This window comes from Nostoc sp. (assembly GCF_036917135.1).
Taxonomy (GTDB): Bacteria; Cyanobacteriota; Cyanobacteriia; order Cyanobacteriales; family Nostocaceae; genus Nostoc.
Genome location: NZ_JBALEA010000061.1, coordinates 107,438 through 125,783, shown reverse-complemented (window position 1 = coordinate 125,783; position 18,346 = coordinate 107,438). Strand labels below are relative to the sequence as shown.

The window sequence follows — 18,346 nt, the reverse complement described above, 5'->3', positions numbered from 1 at the left end:
TAATTCGTAATTCGTAATTAAGAAGGTTCAAGCTACAAATTACGTTAGCGAGTCCATTTACCCCTAATCTTAATGGGACTTAAACATTTTTGAGGCTTGGTTTCTCCCTCAAAAATGTTTAAGTCCCTTTAAGCAACCTAGGCGCAGCATCTCGTAGAGGATTAAAACTATACAGACTTATCACCCTTTTCCCATTCAGGTATGACACCTTTGATCCGGCGGATGGGCAAATTAGCAATTAAAGCTGTGGTTCGTTGGTTGCTTTCTAAAGAAAACTCCAAGCCCTCTGTCTCAATTTCGACATAGCGACAGACTACATCCAGGATTTCTTTTCGCATTTTTTCCAACGTTTGAGGATCTAAATCAGCGCGATCGTGAGCAATCACCAATTGCAGGCGACGTTTAACTTGAGTTCGACTGCTATCAGGGCCGCGAGAAAAAAGTTTTTCTAGAAGTTCAATCATTACGAATAGGTCTGGGGCGGAGACTGGAAAATAAGTTAAACAATCTTTGTCCTGAACAACCTTCGTATACGGGCGAAGATGCTGTCTTGGGACGAGTCGATCTCCAGAAATTCCACACTTTCCCCTTCTAATCTACGAGCAATGTTCTCAAAGGCTGTGGCAGCTAAAGAGGGATTTTCCGCTAACACTAAGGGTTCGCCGCGATTGGTAGATACAATAACACGCTCGTCGTCAGGGATTACCCCGATGAGGGGAATGGCGAGAAGTTCCTGAACATCTTGCACTGACATCATATCATTTGCTTTCACCATTGCGGGTCTAATGCGGTTAATTATTAAATGAACACGCTTGATGCCTTGTGCTTCTAGTAACCCCACTACCCGATCGGCATCACGAACTGAGGAAATTTCTGGCGTGCTGACAATTAGCGCTTCTTTTGCCGGCCCGATCGCATTTTTAAACCCATTTTCAATCCCGGCGGGGCTATCAATAATCACGTACTGATACTTTTGGGCTAGTGCATTCACCAATAACTTCATCTGTTCGGGTGTGACTGCATCTTTCGAGCGATTTTGGGCTGCCGGCAGAAGTACGAGATTGGGTTGGCGCTTATCTTTCACCAAAGCTTGTTCTAGGCGGCACTCTCTGGCTAAGACTTCCACCGCAGTATAAACGATGCGGTTTTCCAGCCCTAGCAGCAAATCCAAATTTCTCAGACCAAAATCTGCATCAACTAAGGCAACTTGACGCCCCATTTTGGCTAAAGCCATGCCCAAATTTGCTGAAACTGTGGTTTTACCCACTCCTCCTTTGCCGGAGGTAATCACAATAATGCGAGTCATGATAGAAATGCAGTCAATGAGGGTTCAGGAAATATAAAACAGTAAATTGCAGTATAAAGTATGAAGTATCGTATCAAGTATGAAGAAATATCTGTTCTCCTTGATGAGGTGAAGCATGAATATTTGTTTTATTTCATCTTACTTATATACTTCATTCTTTAAGTAAATATTTTAAGTAAATGGCTTTTGATTGTTCTTGGTGAATTGATTTCGGGAAAAATCAGTAGCCCTAGCGATGCGAATTCCTTGGGGTGTAATATGTGCCACCTCTGGAGAAAACTGCATTGGCGGTTTTTCTGGTGCCCTCGCTACAGCATCCGCAATCCGTAATTGGGTTGGTTCCATTTGCAAGGCCATAATTAGACACTCACGGTTGCCTCCAGCCCCAGCATGAGCAATTCCACGTAGGCGACCCCAGATGATAATATCTCCATCTGCAATTACAATACCACCTGGATTTATATCTCCCAAGAGAATTACTGTCCCAGGATGACGAATTTCGACTCCAGAGCGGACTGTCATTTCCAGATAAAGGGCATCTGCCTGGGGGATGGCTGTAGCCGTTGGCTCGGAACTCAGGGAAGTTACGGGCTGTAATTGTTCTACAGAGTACCCAGATGTCACGGCGGCGATCGCAGTTTGTCGCCGACTGGTTGAGACAGATATGAGTCGCAGTTGGACTTCAGTTAAAGCCTCGGCGAGTTCTTGGAGTTGTCTAGAATCTACTAGGCGGTCTTGTGCCATTAGATGTACAGGTGTATTAGATACACGAAAGCGATCGCCTGCATTTAGACGTTGCCTGATTTGTTGCCAAATATCAGACCAAGTGAGTTCTGAGGCAGATAGTTGAGATTCCGGGGGCAAAATTAATAACAGTCGTCCCTCCTTACTTTTTAACTGGACTTGAGTATTATCATTTACGCGGTGCCCTGGTAATGCTAACTCATTGGGATTTAAATCTGTAAGGATAAAATCTGATGCCGTATCAGTATTTGACTCTACATCTGGTTTAGCAGGATTTGACTCTATATCCCCAAGGACAGTATTTGATTTTAAATAAAGGAGGACAGAATTTAACTCAGCATCCGGGGGGATAGAATCTGACTCTACATCAGAAACATCAGGATTTACCTCTACCTCAGAAAAGATAGAGTTTGATTCTGCATTAGGAAGTGCAGAATTTGACTTGAGATTGGGAATCGCAGAATCAGAAGTCATGAAGTACTAGCCAAAAGACAACAGATTTTAAATTTTGGGTCGCACCTTTGGTGCGCTGACAGCGCAACTTGGATTTTGGATTTGTGTCACCCACAAGGGGTGAAAGCGCATAGCGGGACGTTTGTTCGACATCAAGCAAAAGATTCTTTAATCTCAAATCGTTCGACTGAGCGTAGCCGAAGTCTCAAATCTCAAATTGGCACGGTCAACCTCTGATAAACTGTCCCCAAGGCATCAGCATCGCCGACATTACCTGGAAACAGCACCACAGGCAAATCAGGAAACTGGGGATGATCGGATGACGTTAACACCATTGAACAACCAGCTAAAACTTGACCGAGTAAACGGGCTGAAGTTAAAGCTAGTCCATTACTCAAGACATCGTTGGAAGTAATACCACCCTTGCTGATTAAGAATCCTATATCAGATGGTAAACCGCGCACAATATCCATCAATAGACCTGAAACTTTTTCTCCAAACTCCAATCGTGTCTTGACATCTTTAAAATTCAGTTCTTGACGGCTAGTATAAACTACTGGTGTTTTGCCAGCTTCGTGTACCGCCCGTGTACTTTCTTTGATTTCAGTTAGCAATGCCACAGATTGATTTGCCCCATCATCAAGTAATCGCGCTACATTCACTTCAATCCCCACAGTTCCCTCTAGTTGCAATAGCGCCTCTAATTGCTGAGTAGTCTTTTTCACATGGGAACCAACAATCACCGCACCTGGTTTGCCTTGTCGCACGTACTGCGCCATGTTTTCGGCGGCAATGGGTTGGGGAGGTAAAGCGGCTAAAGCGGTTAAAATACTGGCTGCACTGCGAAATAAAAAGCGTTTACCTTGACTTGCTGCTGCTAAGATATCTACTGCAAAGCGGTTGAGATCGTCTTGAGTTTCAGCATCGACAACAGCGCATTGATTACCACTCAGTTTTAGTAAGCGTGACAAGCTACCAGCGCGAATATCGGCTAGGAGAAACCTTTCTACAGTTTCGCCACTAATTCCTCCTTGAGTCTTTTCTTCGACATACTTGGGTAAGTAACTGTGATGGTAGCTGAAGACGGAATCACGGGCAAATTCGGTTTCATGGACTGGAGTAGTTACACCACCAATAATCAAGTAATGCACGCTATCGCGGGTGATGCGTCCACCCTCAAAAAAAGCTGGTACGAGAAAATGAGCATCAAAAGGGCCGAGTTCTTGAGCGATCGCATCTGTTTCAATGGGGTAATGTCCCCGCAAGGTAGAATCAGAACGGCTGACAATGAGAAAATCGTCAATTCCTTCAGCATTCAAAGCAATTTTCAGGTTTTGGCAAACTTCTTTGGTGACAGATGCAGCTGACTCTGGGGTTAGGGATCTAGTATTCGTCAGCACAAAGAAAATCGGCGAATCATCCTGCAACCCGATACGTAAAGTCTCCACATCCCAGTGCATTAGCAGCAAGCAGCTATGAACTGTTTGAGAACCTGTAGGGTCATCATCCAAGACAATTATTTTGGGTTTGTTGGTCATTTAAGTTTTCTGGGAAAGTATTGGGCGACTAGAAGTTGCGACTACACAAAGCTTAGTCCACCTCCGTGGACTAATAAATCAAGGGTTTTCTAACCTGCGGAGGCAGGTAAAGTCTCTTGTAGCTGCGACTTCTAGTCGCCCAAGCTTTACAAACATCTAGGGAACTCCAAGAAATAAATTATCCAATATTGTGGGGCGGGCGAGACGCCCACTCCATAGGGCGGGCGAGACGCCCACCCCACAAGAGTTAATTGGATATTTTTTTATTTGTCAGTCATCTACTTAGCCTTTCTGCAATTTTCTGATTTCTGTTTGCACATCGATCGCAATTTGCAATGATTGATTTAGCAGTTGACCATATTCGCCTGCTTGACTACTAACTTGTAAAGCTTGCAAACTGGCTAAATTATTGACAAATAACTCTTGGTTATTAGCAAGCAGCTTTTTATTATCCCGCAAAATTCGTTCCGTTTTCAAAGCGCGGACTAAATCTTCTCTGATTAGTTGCAGGGCGGCGGTGACTTTATCTCGGTCATGGATGCTGCTTTCTACGTTTCCTGACGCTGCCAATTGGTCATTAATATCGATGGCAGCAACTAGGTCATGATATTTATCAACTTCATCTAAAAGTATTGTCAGTCCTTCGGGACAAGTTAATTGTCGCCACAGCCATCGCCCCACTAATATCGGCATTGGCACTAAAATTAGTAAAAGAATTCCGAATTTAATTGAAGAACCAATTGTCGGCAGAATAATAAACGCATAAATAAACCCAACAATTATTGGCGTTAGCGCCAGCGTCACCAGCATTTCATTGATCAAAAACCCTAATCGCTTTTTGCTATCTCGCAGAACAGAAGGGCGAAAAACGTCTTCTGGATCGAACCCAGTCAAACGTCTCAGTTCCCCCTTGCTAATTTCCAAGCCTATTAAGTCCGGCTGCACGGCTGCATACTCCTATGGAAACCCCAGTTGCGTATTTATTTTAATCGGGTTTACCGTGATGATTGTGGTTATATTCAGGAAACCAGTTTTCATCTAAGATTTGTTCTAAAGAGCCAATTGGGTATAAGAGTAAATATGTCAATGGTAAGTTGACAGCGTAGTTTACCAACCTAGGTATCGCACGATCGCACCTTACAGCAGTTTTCATGTATTTGAACCACAGATGTCGTAGGGGCACAGCATGCTGTGCCCCTACCCCGTGGTCTATTTACCTGAAAATAGCTGTAATAGTTAGGTTTGCCAACAAAATGCGATCGCTGCTCGTCTCCTTCATTCAGATTTGTTTAGAGCAAGATGTTCAGTGTCGCTAAATCACTACAGTCTTATTTTGCACTGGCAACACCACCTTGTATCAGTTAAAGCACTCTGGCACTTGAGAGCGCATAGAATAAGTAAATAGGTCATTAGTCATTAGTCCTTTGTCATTTGTAAATGCCCAATGCCCCATGCCCCATGCCCAATACCCCATAACTAATAACTAATAACTAATGCGTAATTTTATCAAACAAACTTTTGCTAGTTTAGTTGGCACCTTATTAGGACTAATTATTTTCGGTGGTTTGGGAACCACTGGACTGTTCTTGCTGGTATTGGCCGCTACTTCCTCTAAAGATACTGGGCCAAAGGTGAAAGATAAGTCCATGCTGGTTTTTGACTTGTCAATGAAAATTACTGATAGCGAACCTAGTTCAGACGAAGTGTTTCAAAACACAATATCAGGTGTGGATGACGAGAGAATGGCACTCCGCAAAGTTGTGGAAACTTTAGAAAAGGCACGGCGCGATCCGCGAATTGTCGGGATCTATCTGGATGCAACTAGCGCCAGCCAAGTTAGTAACGTCGGCTATGCCTCCCTGAAAGAAATTCGGAAAGCGCTGGAGGAGTTTCGCGCAGCTGGCAAAAAGATTGTCGCTTATGGCAGTGATTGGAGTAAAAAGGAATATTACGTCAGTTCAGTGGCAGATTCCATTATAATTAATCCTCTGGGAATGATGGAAGTCAACGGTTTGAGTTCACAACCGATGTTCTACGCGGGAGCATTGCAAAAGTACGGTATTGGTGTTCAAGTCGTGCGGGTAGGGAAGTTTAAGGGAGCCGTTGAACCGTTTATCCTCACCAAGTTGAGTCCAGAAAACCGCGAACAAACTCAGAAATTATTGGATGATGTTTGGGGAGAGTGGCGCACTGCTGTAGGCGCAAGTCGGAAAATTCAACCTGAACAGTTGCAGGCGATCGCAGATAATCAGTCCATACTAGAAGCGACAGAAGCCAAAACTAACGGTTTAGTTGATCAAGTAGAATACCCCGATGAAGTGGTTAATGACCTCAAAAAGTTGACAGCTAGCGATCAAGAAGACAAAACATTCCGACAAATTAGCCTCAATAGCTACGCGGAAGTTTCCGGCAAATCTTTGGGTGTAGAACGTAACTCCAAAAATCAAATTGCCGTTGTTTATGCTGAGGGCGAGATTGTCGATGGGAAAGGAGAAGATGGGCAAGTTGGAGGCGATCGCTTTGCCAAAATCTTCAACAAACTACGCCAAGATAAAGATGTGAAGGCTGTTGTATTAAGGATTAATAGTCCTGGTGGTAGCGCTACCGCAGCCGAAGTCATGCAGCGAGAAGTGAAATTAACTCGTCAGGTAAAACCAGTTGTGGTGTCAATGGGTGATGTCGCCGCCTCTGGTGGTTATTGGATTGCTAGCGACTCTAATCGCATTTTTGCCGAACCAAATACCATTACAGGCTCTATAGGGGTATTTGGGATGCTATTTAATGGGGAAAAGCTAGCCAATAACAACGGCATCACCTGGGATTCGGTGAAAACTGCACGTTATGCTGATAGTCAAACAGTTTCGCGTCCGAAATCGCCCCAAGAGTTGGAACTTTATCAACGCAGTGTCAACCGCATCTATAATATGTTTCTGAATAAAGTTTCTCAAGGTCGAAACTTACCAGGACAAAAAGTGGCAGAAATTGCCCAAGGAAGAGTTTGGTCTGGTGTGGCGGCCAAGGAAATTGGTTTGGTAGATGAGATTGGTGGTTTGAATACTGCGATCGCTTATGCTGCTAAAGAGGCAAAACTAGGAGAAGACTGGGAAGTGCAAGAATATCCTCGCACTGGCAGCTTTGGAGAACGCTTTTTTGGGCGTGCAACAGAAGAGGCGCGGACTGCTTTAGGAATTGAGTCGGCGCAAGTCAAACAATCTAATCCCCTCACCATTGAATTCCAGAAACTCCAACAAGAAATCGGGATTCTGCAAAAGATGAACGATCCACAGGGGATCTACGCCCGTTTGCCTTTCAACTTGAAGATTGAGTAGATGCTTTTTTGAGCATCAGTGGGCAACCCATTCACAACTACTACTTTGTCAAACTAGTAATAAAGAGTTTGTAGTAAGGACTTTAGTCCTGAGAAAATAAGGACTAAAGTCCTTACTACGAACTTGCTTACCCATAAATTTAAACTTCACAGACTACTACGGCGAGGCGCATGAATTGGCCTCGCTAGCCATAAACCAGCTGACATTTGCAGCCCTGATGTGTAAAGTAGTTGAGAGTCAACTACAATCTCTAACTTTTGACAGAATTTTAGATTTAAAATTTTGCTGAGGCAGCCCGCTTAAATAGTGGCTCAACTATGGAAAAATCTAAAATTCTTGATTCAGACCAATTGCATTCACATATTAAGCCCAGTCTAAAGTCTAAAATACAAAATTGAGTAAAACATCCATCTATGGCTAGAAAAACACAACGCCTTTTGCTGCTAATTATTTGCTGTAGTGTGACTGGTGTAATTTTAGGAGGTACTGCTGGTTGGGCAGAAAGTAATCTCTGCTTGGGAGACAGTAAAGTTACAAGTGAGTGCCTAACCCAAGATCCAATCCAAAAAACTATCGAAGGAATGAGTACCGGATTGTTAGCTGGGGCTGGGGCTGCTTTCGGTGCAGTATGGCAGTTACGGCATGAAGATTGAGCATGAATTACCACTAACCCGGAGTTTCGGGTTAGATTAGTTTTCTGGACTGTTAATCATTCTGATTTATGTGGCTTTGGAAGAATAGCGATCTATTAATGCACGAGCAAATTTCTAGTGTTGTTCAGCTAGATTTTGAGGAGAGATGAACTGAGCATTGCCCATGAAGCGATACACCCAGCGACAAAACTCCTCCAGCGATCGCTCAGGAAGTTTAACAATATAATCTACGTAAGCAAGTTTGCCATCTTTTCTCTTTGGCCCGAGTTCAATGTCTTGCTTGGGATGTCGCTTCTCTCCCTCCTGGATAAATTCCATAACTTCAGGAAAAAATAGAACTCGCACTTCTACAAGCTCTAGTTCTCCAAGGATCTCGCGTTGCTGATCTTCTCTTGAACCCAACTTCAACGCCCAACCTGCCTCTAAGAGTCGATGAGCGATATGCAAGCTTTTCCATTGGATATCTGACCCCCGACCTTTGAAGTTATATTAAAGTATATTGGATCTTTACCTTGAATATAAAATATACAAGAAAAATATGACTTGGGTTGAACCAAAATCTAGCAGGAAAGCAGTAAGCAGAGCAGGTGATATTTTAATAAATTCGGATTCATCTGAAGAAGAAAATCTAGAATCATTAGATATCGTCAGCAATTGGAGGTCATCATATACATTTACCTTACATATTATTGCAAGTTTATTAAGGTCTAAGGTAAAAAATGTTGAAAAAAATGCAATAATTACCCAAAGATTAAAGCGTATTCCATCAATACTAGGAAAACTGAAACGCCTTCCTAATATGAGATTACATACAATGCAGGATATTGGAGGATGTAGAGTAGTTTTATCAGATATAAAAAAAGTACATACTTTAAGAGACTTACTATTGAATAGCAAAACAAAAAATGAATTGGTAAAACAAAATGATTATATCGAAAATCCTAAACCTTCAGGATATAGAGGGATACATTTAATTTATAAATATAAAGGTAAAAAAGATAATATATATAATGGGTATACAATTGAAATACAAGTAAGAACAAAGATACAGCACTCATGGGCTACAGCAGTAGAAGTTGTAGGAACATTCTTAAAACAATCTCTAAAGTCAGGAGAAGGTTCTGAAAAATGGTTACATTTTTTCAAGTTAGTAAGCTTACTTTTGGCATTCCTAGAAAATTGTTTACCAGAAAATATAACCAACGAAAGGTTAAAAGAAATTAAAGAAGAAGTAAATATATTAGTAGTAGAATTAGAAGTATTCAAAAAACTTCAGGCATTTTCAGTTTCAACTCATCTAATTACTGATAATGGAAAAAACGATGCTTGTGGTTATTTTCTGATTCTGCTTAATATTGATAAACAAGATGTTCAAATATGGTCTTACAAAGAAAAATACCGTTTTCAAGCAACTGAAGACTATAATAATTTTGAGAAAAAATACAAAGATACAAAAGAGGTAGATATCGTATTAGTTAACGCCAAATCAATAAAGACATTAAAAAAAGCATATCCAAATTATTTTGCTGACTCTAAAGAGTTTTTAGACAAACTTAACGAGGCTCTAGCAAAAGAAATATAAGTGAATCCCCAGAGAATCAGTATTTGTCATCGCGGAGTATATTTACAAGCGATCGCACGGACAATAATGGACAAACAGCAATACATTGTTTGATTACTGGCATGACCGAGTTCGGCTGAAAAACTATGAGTTAATTACAGCTTCTGGACACGTCAAAACCCAGGATCATTGTCTAACTGTGCTATCCATTACAGCTAACACTTCGCTGCAACAGACTGAATCGATATCTGGATTGGGATGCAAAGAAGCAAGCGTCTGGGCGCATTTGCATTCTTGGTGGCTTATAGAGAATAATCACAAATAAAGCAGCTTTGGCATCTTCGTGCGAGAGAATAAATATAAAATATGGCGATCGCAATCGATTTTGGTACTAGCAACACAGTCATTGCTCGTTGGAACCCTGTCACCCAGCAGCCAGAAACCCTGAATCTACCAGGTTTATCAATTAAACAAAGTCTCAATCCGCCACTGATTCCCAGCTTGGTTTATGTTGAAGACGCAACCCAAAATAAAGTCTTGGTAGGTCAACAAGTACGCGATCGCGGTCTTGACCTCAAAGGCGAAACGCGATTTTTCCGCAGCTTCAAGCGGGGTATCGGTGCAGATATCCAAGGTTTCTTACCAGAACTAGACGGGCAAATTGTCACCTTTGAACAAGTTGGGCAATGGTTCCTCACCAAAGTAATTGAAGAACTCGCACCCCTACAAGGTGGGTTAGATTCTCTAGTACTAACTGTACCCGTAGACAGTTTTGAAGCTTATCGTCACTGGTTGGGGAAAGTTTGTCAAGCACTTCCCGTTGAACAGGTGCGAATGCTGGATGAACCTACAGCCGCCGCCTTGGGTTATGGCTTGGCAGATCAAGAAATTCTCTTGGTGATTGACTTTGGTGGCGGTACTTTGGATTTGTCCCTTGTCCGGTTGGATCAAGGCGTGCAAGCAACCACAAAGCCACTAGGATTTATCCTCAAGTGGGGTAATAAGTCTCTGGCTGAAGATTCAAAGCAAAAAGTCAAAACTGCCCGTGTCCTGGCGAAAGCTGGGCAAAATCTAGGCGGTACTGATATTGATAACTGGTTAGTAGATTACTTTGCCAAAACTCAAGAGTTGGCGGTAAGTCCTTTGACAACAAGATTGGCAGAACGGCTGAAAATTCAGCTATCAACTCAAAACCAAGCTAGTGAAGTTTATTTTGACGATGAGACATTTGAAAGTTATGAATTGGAACTAAACCGCGACACTTTTGAAAATATCCTCAAAGAACACGCATTTTTTGAGTTACTAGACGAGTCGATGACAACACTGTTACAGCAAGCAAAACGCCAAGGCATAGAACTTGCAGATATTAATGCAGTTTTGTTAGTTGGTGGCACAGTGCAATTGCCGGCAGTGCAGACATGGATCAAACAGTATTTTGAGCCAGAAAAAATCCGTTGCGAACGTCCCTTTGAAGCGATCGCTCAAGGTGCATTACAGTTAGCTCAAGGGATACAAATTAAAGACTTTCTCTATCACAGTTATGGTATCCGCTACTGGGATCGCCGCAATCAGCGTCACAAATGGCATTCTTTAATTAAAGCTGGACAGGCGTACCCAATGAGTCAGGCAGTGGAATTAGTTTTAGGCGCTTCTGTGGAAAATCAGCCCAGCATTGAATTAATTATGGGAGAATTGGGAGCAGATACAGGTAATACCGAAGTTTATTTTGATGGCGATCGCTTAATTACTCGCCGTCTGGATGGTAATGAAACCAGTGTCAAACCCCTCAACGATCAAGAAGGTGCGAGGACAATTGCCCAATTGACACCAGCCGGATATCCTGGAAGCGATCGCATCAAAATCCTCTTTCAAGTTGATGAGCAACGCTTTTTGCGAATCACCGTTGAAGACTTGTTAACGAATGACACACTTTTGGAGAATCAACTTGTGGCACAGTTGAGCTAGATATAATACACATCATCAGTCGTAAAAAGTTGCGCGAATTTTGCCAAAATTATTGACCCTTACTTTTAACCATCCAAAAACTTGATTGACGGTTAATGTAAGTTGAATTTCTGGTAATACAGGCAAAAAATCTTCTTCCTGGAGTAGCACTGGCTGCTGCTCTGGTAGAAATACCAAGATACTCAGATCATCAGGGTCAAGAAACCATCCCAGGCGGCTGCCATACTTCAGACAGTGAAGAATGTTCCCAATTACTTTGTTGGGTTTCTGTTCTGGCGAGAGAATCTCAATCGTCCAGTCTGGCGGAAGTTCAAAATTATCAGGTACTTGATCATCAACGGTGAACGGTATACGTTTCCACTGAAATACAGCCACATCAGGTATAATTGAACGCCCCCCAAAAGTACACCGTAATTCGGGAAACCCATAGGCAATCTTCTGATTCTCCGTGACTTCATTAACAACAGCACAGAGTTTACCTTGTAAGCGGCTGTGTCTCCCTTTCGGCATTGGCTTTTGAATAATCTCTCCGTTAATATATTCACTTGCAGGCTTTGTTTCTGGGAGCTTCAGAAACTCTTCCAATGTGAGAGGTTGAGTTATTATGACGCTCATAGCTCCTACAATCCCTCGAAAACGTGTTTTTAGTCTAGCAGTATGTATGGACAGGTGTTAACTTCGTGAACGCACCCGTCCATACATCAAAGGAAGAATTGCAACTCTTAATTACGAATTATTTCCGCACCACTACTAAAGTTCCCGTTGAAGTCCAGTTGTAAAGATTACGAGCTTGCTGAACAGGTAAATTCACGCAACCGTGGCTGACTGGAGTCCCAAAACGCTTGTGCCAGTAAGCACCGTGGATAGCATAACCTCTGTAGAAATACATTGTGTAAGGAACATCAGGAATATTGTAGTCCTTGCCTCGCATCCGGTGAGTGCGATACTTAGAATTAATCCGAAATCTACCTAGGGGTGTAGGGGTTGATCGCTTACCTCCAGAAATGCGGTATGAATAAACCAGTTTATTACCTTCCCATGCCCGTAACCGTTGCTCTGACAGGTCAATCTCAATCCAGCGAGGTTGGCTAATATTATTAGTTTGATCGAGTGATGTGGCTGTTGCTGTAGTCGAGTTGGGTGTACCTGTTAGCGGTGATGACCAAGAGAACATTGTCACCACCATCAGCGCCACGCCTGTACAAAAAGAAAAAGTTCCTGAAGAACAAATCCCACCACGGCGAATCCAAGTTTGCATTATGCCTCACCTTCTAAACTACGCAAAAAATCATGAAGCGAAGTAATTTTCTGGAACATTACAAATTTCCAGGTTGACTACTCACTTTCTGTGGAGGATTTACGCAATTCATCCGCTAATCTGACTTTTCACGGTATGTGGAAAACCTCACTTCTATTTCTCTCTCCTAGAAGGAGAGAGACTTTGAATTTTCCCCCTTACCGCATCGGTAAGGGGGTTAGGTTAATCGTTAGCTTTTCCATACAACGTGAAAAGTTAGATCCGCTAATACTTTTCAAGACAAGTCCAATACAAAAAATCTCTCATTTAAATGCCTAAATGCAAACTTTCCCCAATTCATCTTTGCATTTGTAATTTCACACAGTCATCGTCAGGATTTACGCTTATTTTTTGGGCAAATCGTTGAATGCCCTCTTCTATATTTTATTTCAAGTTCAGTAATTCCGACTCCGAAGCTTCCCAGCAAGATTTTATGCTGGGAATTACTTAATTGTCTTGATTTATTGTTATTTCGGATTTTGCTTAAACTGCTTTCTAGCTGCTTCAACTACTATTTTGTGATGACTACTGGTGTCCCTACCGATGCCCACTCAAATAGCCATTTTGCGTGTTTAGGTGAGATATTCACACAGCCGTGGCTCACTGGAGTACCAAATTTCTTATGCCAGTAAGCTCCGTGAATAGCGTAACTACCTTGGTAAAACATCGCATAGGGAACGTTGGGAACATTGTAGTCTTCTCCCCGCATCTGCGTAGTTTTGAATTTGGATTGAATCTTAAAAGTACCAACAAGGGTAGGAGTGGCTTTTTTGCCAGAGGAAATAGCACTTCCATAAACTACTCTGTCACCTTCCCAAGCTATTAATTGCTGCTTGGAAAGATTAATTTGAATCCAGCGCTGATCCGATTGTTGTAATGTCTGGATTGTTTGTGCAATTACTTGATCTTTGGAATTCGCCCAAACTTCACTCGTTCCAGTAGTAGTAAAAACACTTAAGGACAGTGCTGTACCAGTGAGGAGTATTTGTAAGCGACGCACCCAGTCAGAATAAATCAGTCTTTTCATTTTAGATACACTCACACTCAAATCATGGGGTATTGAGAAACTTATCAGGTTTCACTTTTATTTCCCTATCTATTACTTTAATAGACGTGAAGTTTTGATGATTTGATTCTCAGTTAACCTAACTGTCGAATGAGGTTTTTTGCCTGAGTTGCGATCGCTGGCCAATTTCCTTCTGTGACAAGCTTTTTGGGAAATAATTCACCGCTCAAACCGACAGCGATCGCTCCGGCTTGCAAAAATTCTTTTGCATTTTCTAGAGTCACGCCGCCAGTCGGAATTAAGGGAATCTGACCCAGTGGCCCTTGCAAACTTCTGATATAATCAGCCCCTCCCACTGCTTGCACGGGAAACACTTTTACACAACTAGCACCCTGACTCCAGGCGGTAACAATTTCGGTGGGAGTCATCGCTCCTGGTATGATAGGCACATTTTGTTCTTGGGCTGCTTGAATCATTTTCAGATCAACGTGGGGTGTGAAGAGGAATTGGGCACCAGATGCGATCGCTTCTTCTAGCTGCTGCACATTAAATAGCGTACCAGTGCCAATGATACAGGCTGGTAATTTTGAGCGTAGTTGACTGATTAATTCCCCAGCGCCATCGCTATTCCAGGTAATCTCAATTAGCTGCATTCCCCCAGATGCTACAGCCATTGCCATTTGCTGTCCCACTTCAATTTTAGGGGCGCGGATGACTGCGATCGCTCGGTGTTTTTGCAACTGTGATAACCAAATTTGATTAGGCATTTTAACTGGGGACTAGGAATTGGGACTAGAGAATAGTTTTAACTCTAGTAAACACCTAATTTTCAATACTAATACCCAGTCCTCAATACTTCGGCTTACCTCGGCTTCGCTCGGCACAAGTCGCTCAGTACAAGTCCCCAATCCCCTTAAAACTTGCTTCTTGCATCAAGCTATGAGATATTGTACATAAACAACAGTAAATCTATCGGCTTACCGTAATTTTTAATTAAAGGCCTCAGTGTTTGGGTATAAAGGAGTAATTAAAATGACAATTGTAGGAAAAAACACAGCAGCATCCTTATCAATCACTCTTCATGATTCCGAAAGCGTGGATATAGGCAACCTGTGGAAGCTTGTACGACTTGGTGCAAATGGATTTTGGTGGCACACTAAGGCATATACAACGATTCTGGGCGTTATGCTGCTGACCTTGGTAAGTCTGATTTTCCTAAGTATGCATTGGTCTTACCGCAGACTATTCCCATTTATCAGCCATCGTCTCAATCGCCTGATTTTGCTTTCTTTACATTACTTTAGAGACAGTCTTTGAAAACTCAGCTTAATTCTTCTAGTAGAGGAGAGAGCTAATTAAAAAGCCATATACTGCAATTACCAAGCAATAGTTTGATCAGCTCCTAGTTAAAGACCTACTAGGAGCTTTTTTTTAATTGATTATCTACCTCAATTGGGTTATAAACATTATCGAAATTGAGAACTGTAGTTTTCGCCCTCACCCTAAATCCCTCTCCCAAGCTTGGGAGAGGGATTTTGAAATTCGCTCCCCTTCTCCCAAATTTGGGAGAAGGGGTTGGGGGATGAGGGCAAATCCTTTTCATCACCCAAGAATTACGGGTTTCAAAATAGACGTGGTTTATATCAAAAAACCTAGTAATAATTAAACTATTCCTTATGGATATTCTTAATTAATTCTGATGGTAGATGGAGTCAGCAATAAACATAGTTAATATATATTTGTAAGTGAAAAACGTATACCAACTTAACAACAATGAATATTCTTGCTTGGATTGTTTTAGGTCTAATTGCTGGTGCGATCGCAAAAGCTATCTACCCCGGTCATCAAGGTGGGGGGATTCTAGGAACAATATTATTAGGAATTATCGGTGCTTTCGTTGGCGGTAGTTTAGGTGTATTCTTCAGTACGGGAACTTTAGCTCTAGCAGCTCCTACTTTTAGCATTCCAGGTGTTGCGGTAGCAGTCCTTGGTGCAATTGTTGCAGTTTTCTTGTGGAACTTGTTAAATAACCGCAGTGCTGTATAAAAATAAAATTGCGGTGAATCCATGAGAAAGATTCAGCCAACCCTAACTATTTTTAACTGTGAATTAAATTAAAAAAATAGCGTCACCATAATTACGGGTAGGCGTTATTTTTTTGATTATTTTGTTGTAAAATAATCAAGATTAGCGCAGAGTTGATTGAATTAACCCCATTTCAAAGGTGTAATTGATATAGGCGAAACCCTTTTTTAGCATCCACATCAAATTTCAACCCAACTTCCATTCCCATAGTTGTTTGCACGTCGTTAACCGAAATGTTATTAATCTGAATGCTCTTAATAGTAGCTAAATAACAGCAAGATGACCTTTCACTAACTAGAAAAATACTACTTCCAATTGATAAAAACGTTTCCTCAACCTTTGCTACCCAAGCCTCATGCTTCTTAACCCACTCAGTAATTTTACCAACCTCTTTAGCTTGACCTATTGATTTTTTGCGCTCAACAACCTTATAAGTGACCAACTCAGCAAGTGCTTGACACAAAGTCTCGACAAAATCACACAATTCTAATAGTGCATTGGAACCCAGAACATCGTCAGGAAATCCATGTGCTGCGTCATTTCGATAGCTAATTAATTCATTAAGCTCTCCTTCCGCAGTGTTTTGATTTCCTCTAATTTCTTCTAAAAAATACTTGACGGCTCTATGGTTTTCTACCCAGCCCCATGACTTTGGTATACCTGCTTCTGTCAACATTTTCTCTAATGGTTCTCTACGTAAGTTCTGTTCATGAAAGAGAAATGCATCTGGTAATATCTCATAATCTTGTTCACCAGTAGCTCCATGAAATAACCCACGAATAACTTCCTCAAGAGAGAGGTGTTCATATCTGTTTTTCTTCAGATCAAGCAGCAATCTTCCAACGCCTGTCTGATGAGTATTTCGTATTCTTTCTTCTAAATCTGAATAACGTGGAAACAATTCTGGTAGCAGTACTAACCAATCGCTAACTAAGTCTTCGACAAAACGCTCATAAATTGCGTACAACCGCGTTACTACAGCACAGTGATCGTAAACTCGCCACTCTTTTACTCTGGGGATATCCTGCATTAGTGTGCCAAGGATAAATTCGGTTCCCTCATGCCATTCTTGCTTTATTACAGCACCTGATCCAAATGAAATTTCTCTCAGCCGCTCATTGGTCTTGATAATGGAACGAACAGTAGAAATATTAACTGTTACTGTCATTAAAATGTTTTGAAACATCGCTCTTTACTCGGCGATGATTTGAGACAGCATATCATCGAACAATCTGATTCTTTTCTGGATATCAGCCTTGGTTCTTCCAGCACCTGTAAAAAGTTTTGATTTGTCTTCTCTAAACAACTTTTTTGTCTCTTCGATTACTCTTGGCTTCTGCTCGACTAAAATATCAGCTTCGTCCAAATGTCTACTCAACCCAACCATAACAGCATCATAATATGCTTTATAAGCACTATCCTTCCAAGTGTCAGTATTGGGATCAAAAGGCTTGAATAAATTTTCTGCATATATTTTGTGCGCTAAATCTACAGTTTTGATAAAAATATTTTTTAGGATCTCGATATCTTCATCAGAAAATTTCAAACTCTTAATCATATAGAGGTCAAGAAATCCCTCCATTCCTCTACGGAACTCATTGACATGGCGTAAGGCAAAAAAGCGAAGAACTAATTCGGCATCTTCCATTTTTTTGTATAAATTATTTTGAACGAGTTTTAATTTACTGTCTAAGGGAATTCCCCAAGCCTCTGCAAATATAGAATTAGTTGCCAGGTCAAGTAATAGCTGATTGAACTTGCCATAATACAAACAGTTACGTACCTCCTGCTGACTTAGTGCAATACCACCAGTGTTTAAACGCTCAAAAGCAAGCTGTTTTAAAAGCATTGCTTCTTCAGGATTAGATGCTGACTCTGTAATCAGAACTATAGATGATATGGAGCGACGATCAATTCCTGCTCTAATTTTTGTAGGAAGAGTAGCATAAGTACGTTTATTGAGTTCTGGCCAAAGTTCTAATCCAGTTAATATGAGACGATTTTCATAAAAATCCCGAAGAGCCGTAATTCTCTGTTGACCATCCATTACCTCATAAAAGTTAAACTCCTTCTCGTAAAGAACAATTGGAGGAACAGGAATATTGATCAAAAACGACTCGATAAGTCGTGATTGCATCTTTTCATCCCACCGATCTCTTCTTTGGTAAAAAGGGCGCACATCCATATACCCAGGCTTCTTTAGTGCTTCGACAAAACTCGGAAGCTTTTCACGGTTCATTTCAGTGAGTATTCTTTGGTCACCAGACTCATACTTGTCGTTAATTTCACTATCAGACATTTGGGTGCGGTTCTGGAAGGCTGATGCTTTCCACATCTGTTCTTCAGTTGGTGCAAGTTGCATTGACTACATCCTCTACAAGGACAGCGTGATCCCATATTAAACTAGCT

Annotated in this window: 20 protein-coding genes; 7 read left to right on the top strand and 13 right to left on the bottom strand. The window is 41.5% G+C overall.

Features of this window, described 5'->3' with window-relative positions; genetic code table 11:
* Positions 1 to 167: 167 nt before the first annotated feature.
* The 6 genes from minE to V7K50_RS18500 form a co-directional block, all read right to left on the bottom strand.
* Positions 168 to 464: a cell division topological specificity factor MinE gene (gene minE, locus V7K50_RS18525; RefSeq protein ID WP_334802418.1), complete on the bottom strand. Its 297-nt coding sequence runs from the start codon at positions 462 to 464 to the stop codon at positions 168 to 170.
* A gap of 35 nt (positions 465 to 499) precedes the next feature.
* Complete coding sequence (gene minD, locus V7K50_RS18520) at positions 500 to 1,306, bottom strand: septum site-determining protein MinD (RefSeq protein ID WP_334802419.1); 807 nt, start codon at positions 1,304 to 1,306, stop codon at positions 500 to 502.
* A gap of 171 nt (positions 1,307 to 1,477) precedes the next feature.
* Complete coding sequence (gene minC, locus V7K50_RS18515) at positions 1,478 to 2,524, bottom strand: septum site-determining protein MinC (protein ID WP_334962496.1); 1,047 nt, start codon at positions 2,522 to 2,524, stop codon at positions 1,478 to 1,480.
* Positions 2,525 to 2,715: 191 nt separating this feature from the next.
* Positions 2,716 to 4,041 (bottom strand): four-carbon acid sugar kinase family protein, encoded by a 1,326-nt coding sequence (locus tag V7K50_RS18510; RefSeq protein ID WP_334962495.1) that lies wholly within the window; start codon positions 4,039 to 4,041, stop codon positions 2,716 to 2,718.
* 282 nt (positions 4,042 to 4,323) lie between these two features.
* Positions 4,324 to 4,986: a hypothetical protein gene (locus V7K50_RS18505; protein ID WP_334962494.1), complete on the bottom strand. Its 663-nt coding sequence runs from the start codon at positions 4,984 to 4,986 to the stop codon at positions 4,324 to 4,326.
* A 40-nt stretch (positions 4,987 to 5,026) separates the two neighbouring features.
* The gene (locus V7K50_RS18500) at positions 5,027 to 5,194 is read right to left on the bottom strand and encodes a hypothetical protein (RefSeq protein ID WP_334962492.1); all 168 of its coding nucleotides are present in this window, start codon (positions 5,192 to 5,194) and stop codon (positions 5,027 to 5,029) included.
* Between the two features lie 340 nt (positions 5,195 to 5,534).
* Here V7K50_RS18500 and sppA point away from each other — a divergent pair, with 340 nt between their 5' ends.
* Positions 5,535 to 7,370, top strand: coding sequence for a signal peptide peptidase SppA (gene sppA, locus V7K50_RS18495; RefSeq protein ID WP_334962490.1), 1,836 nt, complete (start codon positions 5,535 to 5,537; stop codon positions 7,368 to 7,370).
* Between the two features lie 413 nt (positions 7,371 to 7,783).
* Positions 7,784 to 8,023 carry a hypothetical protein gene (locus V7K50_RS18490; protein ID WP_334962488.1) on the top strand — a complete coding sequence of 80 codons (240 nt, stop codon included), beginning with the start codon at positions 7,784 to 7,786 and terminating at the stop codon, positions 8,021 to 8,023.
* Positions 8,024 to 8,137: 114 nt separating this feature from the next.
* Here V7K50_RS18490 and V7K50_RS18485 read toward each other — a convergent pair whose 3' ends face one another.
* Positions 8,138 to 8,470 carry a WYL domain-containing protein gene (locus tag V7K50_RS18485; RefSeq protein WP_334962486.1) on the bottom strand — a complete coding sequence of 111 codons (333 nt, stop codon included), beginning with the start codon at positions 8,468 to 8,470 and terminating at the stop codon, positions 8,138 to 8,140.
* 91 nt (positions 8,471 to 8,561) lie between these two features.
* Between V7K50_RS18485 and V7K50_RS18480 the strand changes: the two genes are divergently transcribed.
* The 3 genes from V7K50_RS18480 to V7K50_RS18470 all read left to right on the top strand — a co-directional run bounded on the left by V7K50_RS18480 (position 8,562) and on the right by V7K50_RS18470 (position 11,549).
* A complete protein-coding gene (locus V7K50_RS18480) occupies positions 8,562 to 9,605 on the top strand; it encodes a RelA/SpoT domain-containing protein (protein WP_334962484.1) in 1,044 nt (347 codons plus the stop codon).
* 85 nt (positions 9,606 to 9,690) lie between these two features.
* Positions 9,691 to 9,909, top strand: coding sequence for a hypothetical protein (locus V7K50_RS18475; protein WP_334962482.1), 219 nt, complete (start codon positions 9,691 to 9,693; stop codon positions 9,907 to 9,909).
* Between the two features lie 41 nt (positions 9,910 to 9,950).
* The gene (locus V7K50_RS18470; RefSeq protein ID WP_334962480.1) at positions 9,951 to 11,549 is read left to right on the top strand and encodes an Hsp70 family protein; all 1,599 of its coding nucleotides are present in this window, start codon (positions 9,951 to 9,953) and stop codon (positions 11,547 to 11,549) included.
* 15 nt (positions 11,550 to 11,564) lie between these two features.
* On the opposite strand, the gene V7K50_RS18465 is transcribed toward V7K50_RS18470, so the two are convergent.
* From V7K50_RS18465 to V7K50_RS18450, 4 genes are all read right to left on the bottom strand, one after another.
* Positions 11,565 to 12,164 (bottom strand): Uma2 family endonuclease, encoded by a 600-nt coding sequence (locus V7K50_RS18465; RefSeq protein WP_334962478.1) that lies wholly within the window; start codon positions 12,162 to 12,164, stop codon positions 11,565 to 11,567.
* A gap of 118 nt (positions 12,165 to 12,282) precedes the next feature.
* The gene (locus tag V7K50_RS18460) at positions 12,283 to 12,807 is read right to left on the bottom strand and encodes a L,D-transpeptidase (RefSeq protein ID WP_334962476.1); all 525 of its coding nucleotides are present in this window, start codon (positions 12,805 to 12,807) and stop codon (positions 12,283 to 12,285) included.
* A gap of 550 nt (positions 12,808 to 13,357) precedes the next feature.
* Entirely contained in the window at positions 13,358 to 13,873 is a 516-nt protein-coding gene (locus V7K50_RS18455) for a L,D-transpeptidase (RefSeq protein WP_334962474.1), read from the bottom strand.
* Positions 13,874 to 13,986: 113 nt separating this feature from the next.
* Complete coding sequence (locus V7K50_RS18450; protein WP_334962472.1) at positions 13,987 to 14,619, bottom strand: bifunctional 4-hydroxy-2-oxoglutarate aldolase/2-dehydro-3-deoxy-phosphogluconate aldolase; 633 nt, start codon at positions 14,617 to 14,619, stop codon at positions 13,987 to 13,989.
* 265 nt (positions 14,620 to 14,884) lie between these two features.
* Here V7K50_RS18450 and V7K50_RS18445 point away from each other — a divergent pair, with 265 nt between their 5' ends.
* Positions 14,885 to 15,169, top strand: coding sequence for a hypothetical protein (locus tag V7K50_RS18445; RefSeq protein WP_334962470.1), 285 nt, complete (start codon positions 14,885 to 14,887; stop codon positions 15,167 to 15,169).
* A 456-nt stretch (positions 15,170 to 15,625) separates the two neighbouring features.
* Positions 15,626 to 15,898: a GlsB/YeaQ/YmgE family stress response membrane protein gene (locus V7K50_RS18440; protein WP_334962468.1), complete on the top strand. Its 273-nt coding sequence runs from the start codon at positions 15,626 to 15,628 to the stop codon at positions 15,896 to 15,898.
* A gap of 172 nt (positions 15,899 to 16,070) precedes the next feature.
* Here the strand turns inward: V7K50_RS18440 and V7K50_RS18435 are convergent, their stop codons facing one another.
* Both V7K50_RS18435 and V7K50_RS18430 read right to left on the bottom strand, forming a co-directional pair.
* Positions 16,071 to 17,123: an MAE_28990/MAE_18760 family HEPN-like nuclease gene (locus tag V7K50_RS18435; protein WP_334962466.1), complete on the bottom strand. Its 1,053-nt coding sequence runs from the start codon at positions 17,121 to 17,123 to the stop codon at positions 16,071 to 16,073.
* 6 nt (positions 17,124 to 17,129) lie between these two features.
* On the bottom strand, positions 17,130 to 18,299 hold the full coding sequence (locus V7K50_RS18430) for a DUF262 domain-containing protein (RefSeq protein ID WP_334962464.1): 1,170 nt from the start codon (positions 18,297 to 18,299) through the stop codon (positions 17,130 to 17,132).
* Positions 18,300 to 18,346: the final 47 nt, after the last annotated feature.

Coding starts and splice junctions, on each gene's coding strand:
- minE (WP_334802418.1), bottom strand. CDS start 464: ATGATTGAACTTCTAGAAAAACTTTTTTCTCGCGGCCCTGATAGCAGT.
- minD (WP_334802419.1), bottom strand. CDS start 1,306: ATGACTCGCATTATTGTGATTACCTCCGGCAAAGGAGGAGTGGGTAAA.
- minC (WP_334962496.1), bottom strand. CDS start 2,524: ATGACTTCTGATTCTGCGATTCCCAATCTCAAGTCAAATTCTGCACTT.
- V7K50_RS18510 (WP_334962495.1), bottom strand. CDS start 4,041: ATGACCAACAAACCCAAAATAATTGTCTTGGATGATGACCCTACAGGT.
- V7K50_RS18500 (WP_334962492.1), bottom strand. CDS start 5,194: ATGAAAACTGCTGTAAGGTGCGATCGTGCGATACCTAGGTTGGTAAAC.
- sppA (WP_334962490.1), top strand. CDS start 5,535: ATGCGTAATTTTATCAAACAAACTTTTGCTAGTTTAGTTGGCACCTTA.
- V7K50_RS18490 (WP_334962488.1), top strand. CDS start 7,784: ATGGCTAGAAAAACACAACGCCTTTTGCTGCTAATTATTTGCTGTAGT.
- V7K50_RS18480 (WP_334962484.1), top strand. CDS start 8,562: ATGACTTGGGTTGAACCAAAATCTAGCAGGAAAGCAGTAAGCAGAGCA.
- V7K50_RS18470 (WP_334962480.1), top strand. CDS start 9,951: ATGGCGATCGCAATCGATTTTGGTACTAGCAACACAGTCATTGCTCGT.
- V7K50_RS18465 (WP_334962478.1), bottom strand. CDS start 12,164: ATGAGCGTCATAATAACTCAACCTCTCACATTGGAAGAGTTTCTGAAG.
- V7K50_RS18460 (WP_334962476.1), bottom strand. CDS start 12,807: ATGCAAACTTGGATTCGCCGTGGTGGGATTTGTTCTTCAGGAACTTTT.
- V7K50_RS18455 (WP_334962474.1), bottom strand. CDS start 13,873: ATGAAAAGACTGATTTATTCTGACTGGGTGCGTCGCTTACAAATACTC.
- V7K50_RS18450 (WP_334962472.1), bottom strand. CDS start 14,619: ATGCCTAATCAAATTTGGTTATCACAGTTGCAAAAACACCGAGCGATC.
- V7K50_RS18445 (WP_334962470.1), top strand. CDS start 14,885: ATGACAATTGTAGGAAAAAACACAGCAGCATCCTTATCAATCACTCTT.
- V7K50_RS18440 (WP_334962468.1), top strand. CDS start 15,626: ATGAATATTCTTGCTTGGATTGTTTTAGGTCTAATTGCTGGTGCGATC.
- V7K50_RS18435 (WP_334962466.1), bottom strand. CDS start 17,123: ATGTTTCAAAACATTTTAATGACAGTAACAGTTAATATTTCTACTGTT.
- V7K50_RS18430 (WP_334962464.1), bottom strand. CDS start 18,299: ATGCAACTTGCACCAACTGAAGAACAGATGTGGAAAGCATCAGCCTTC.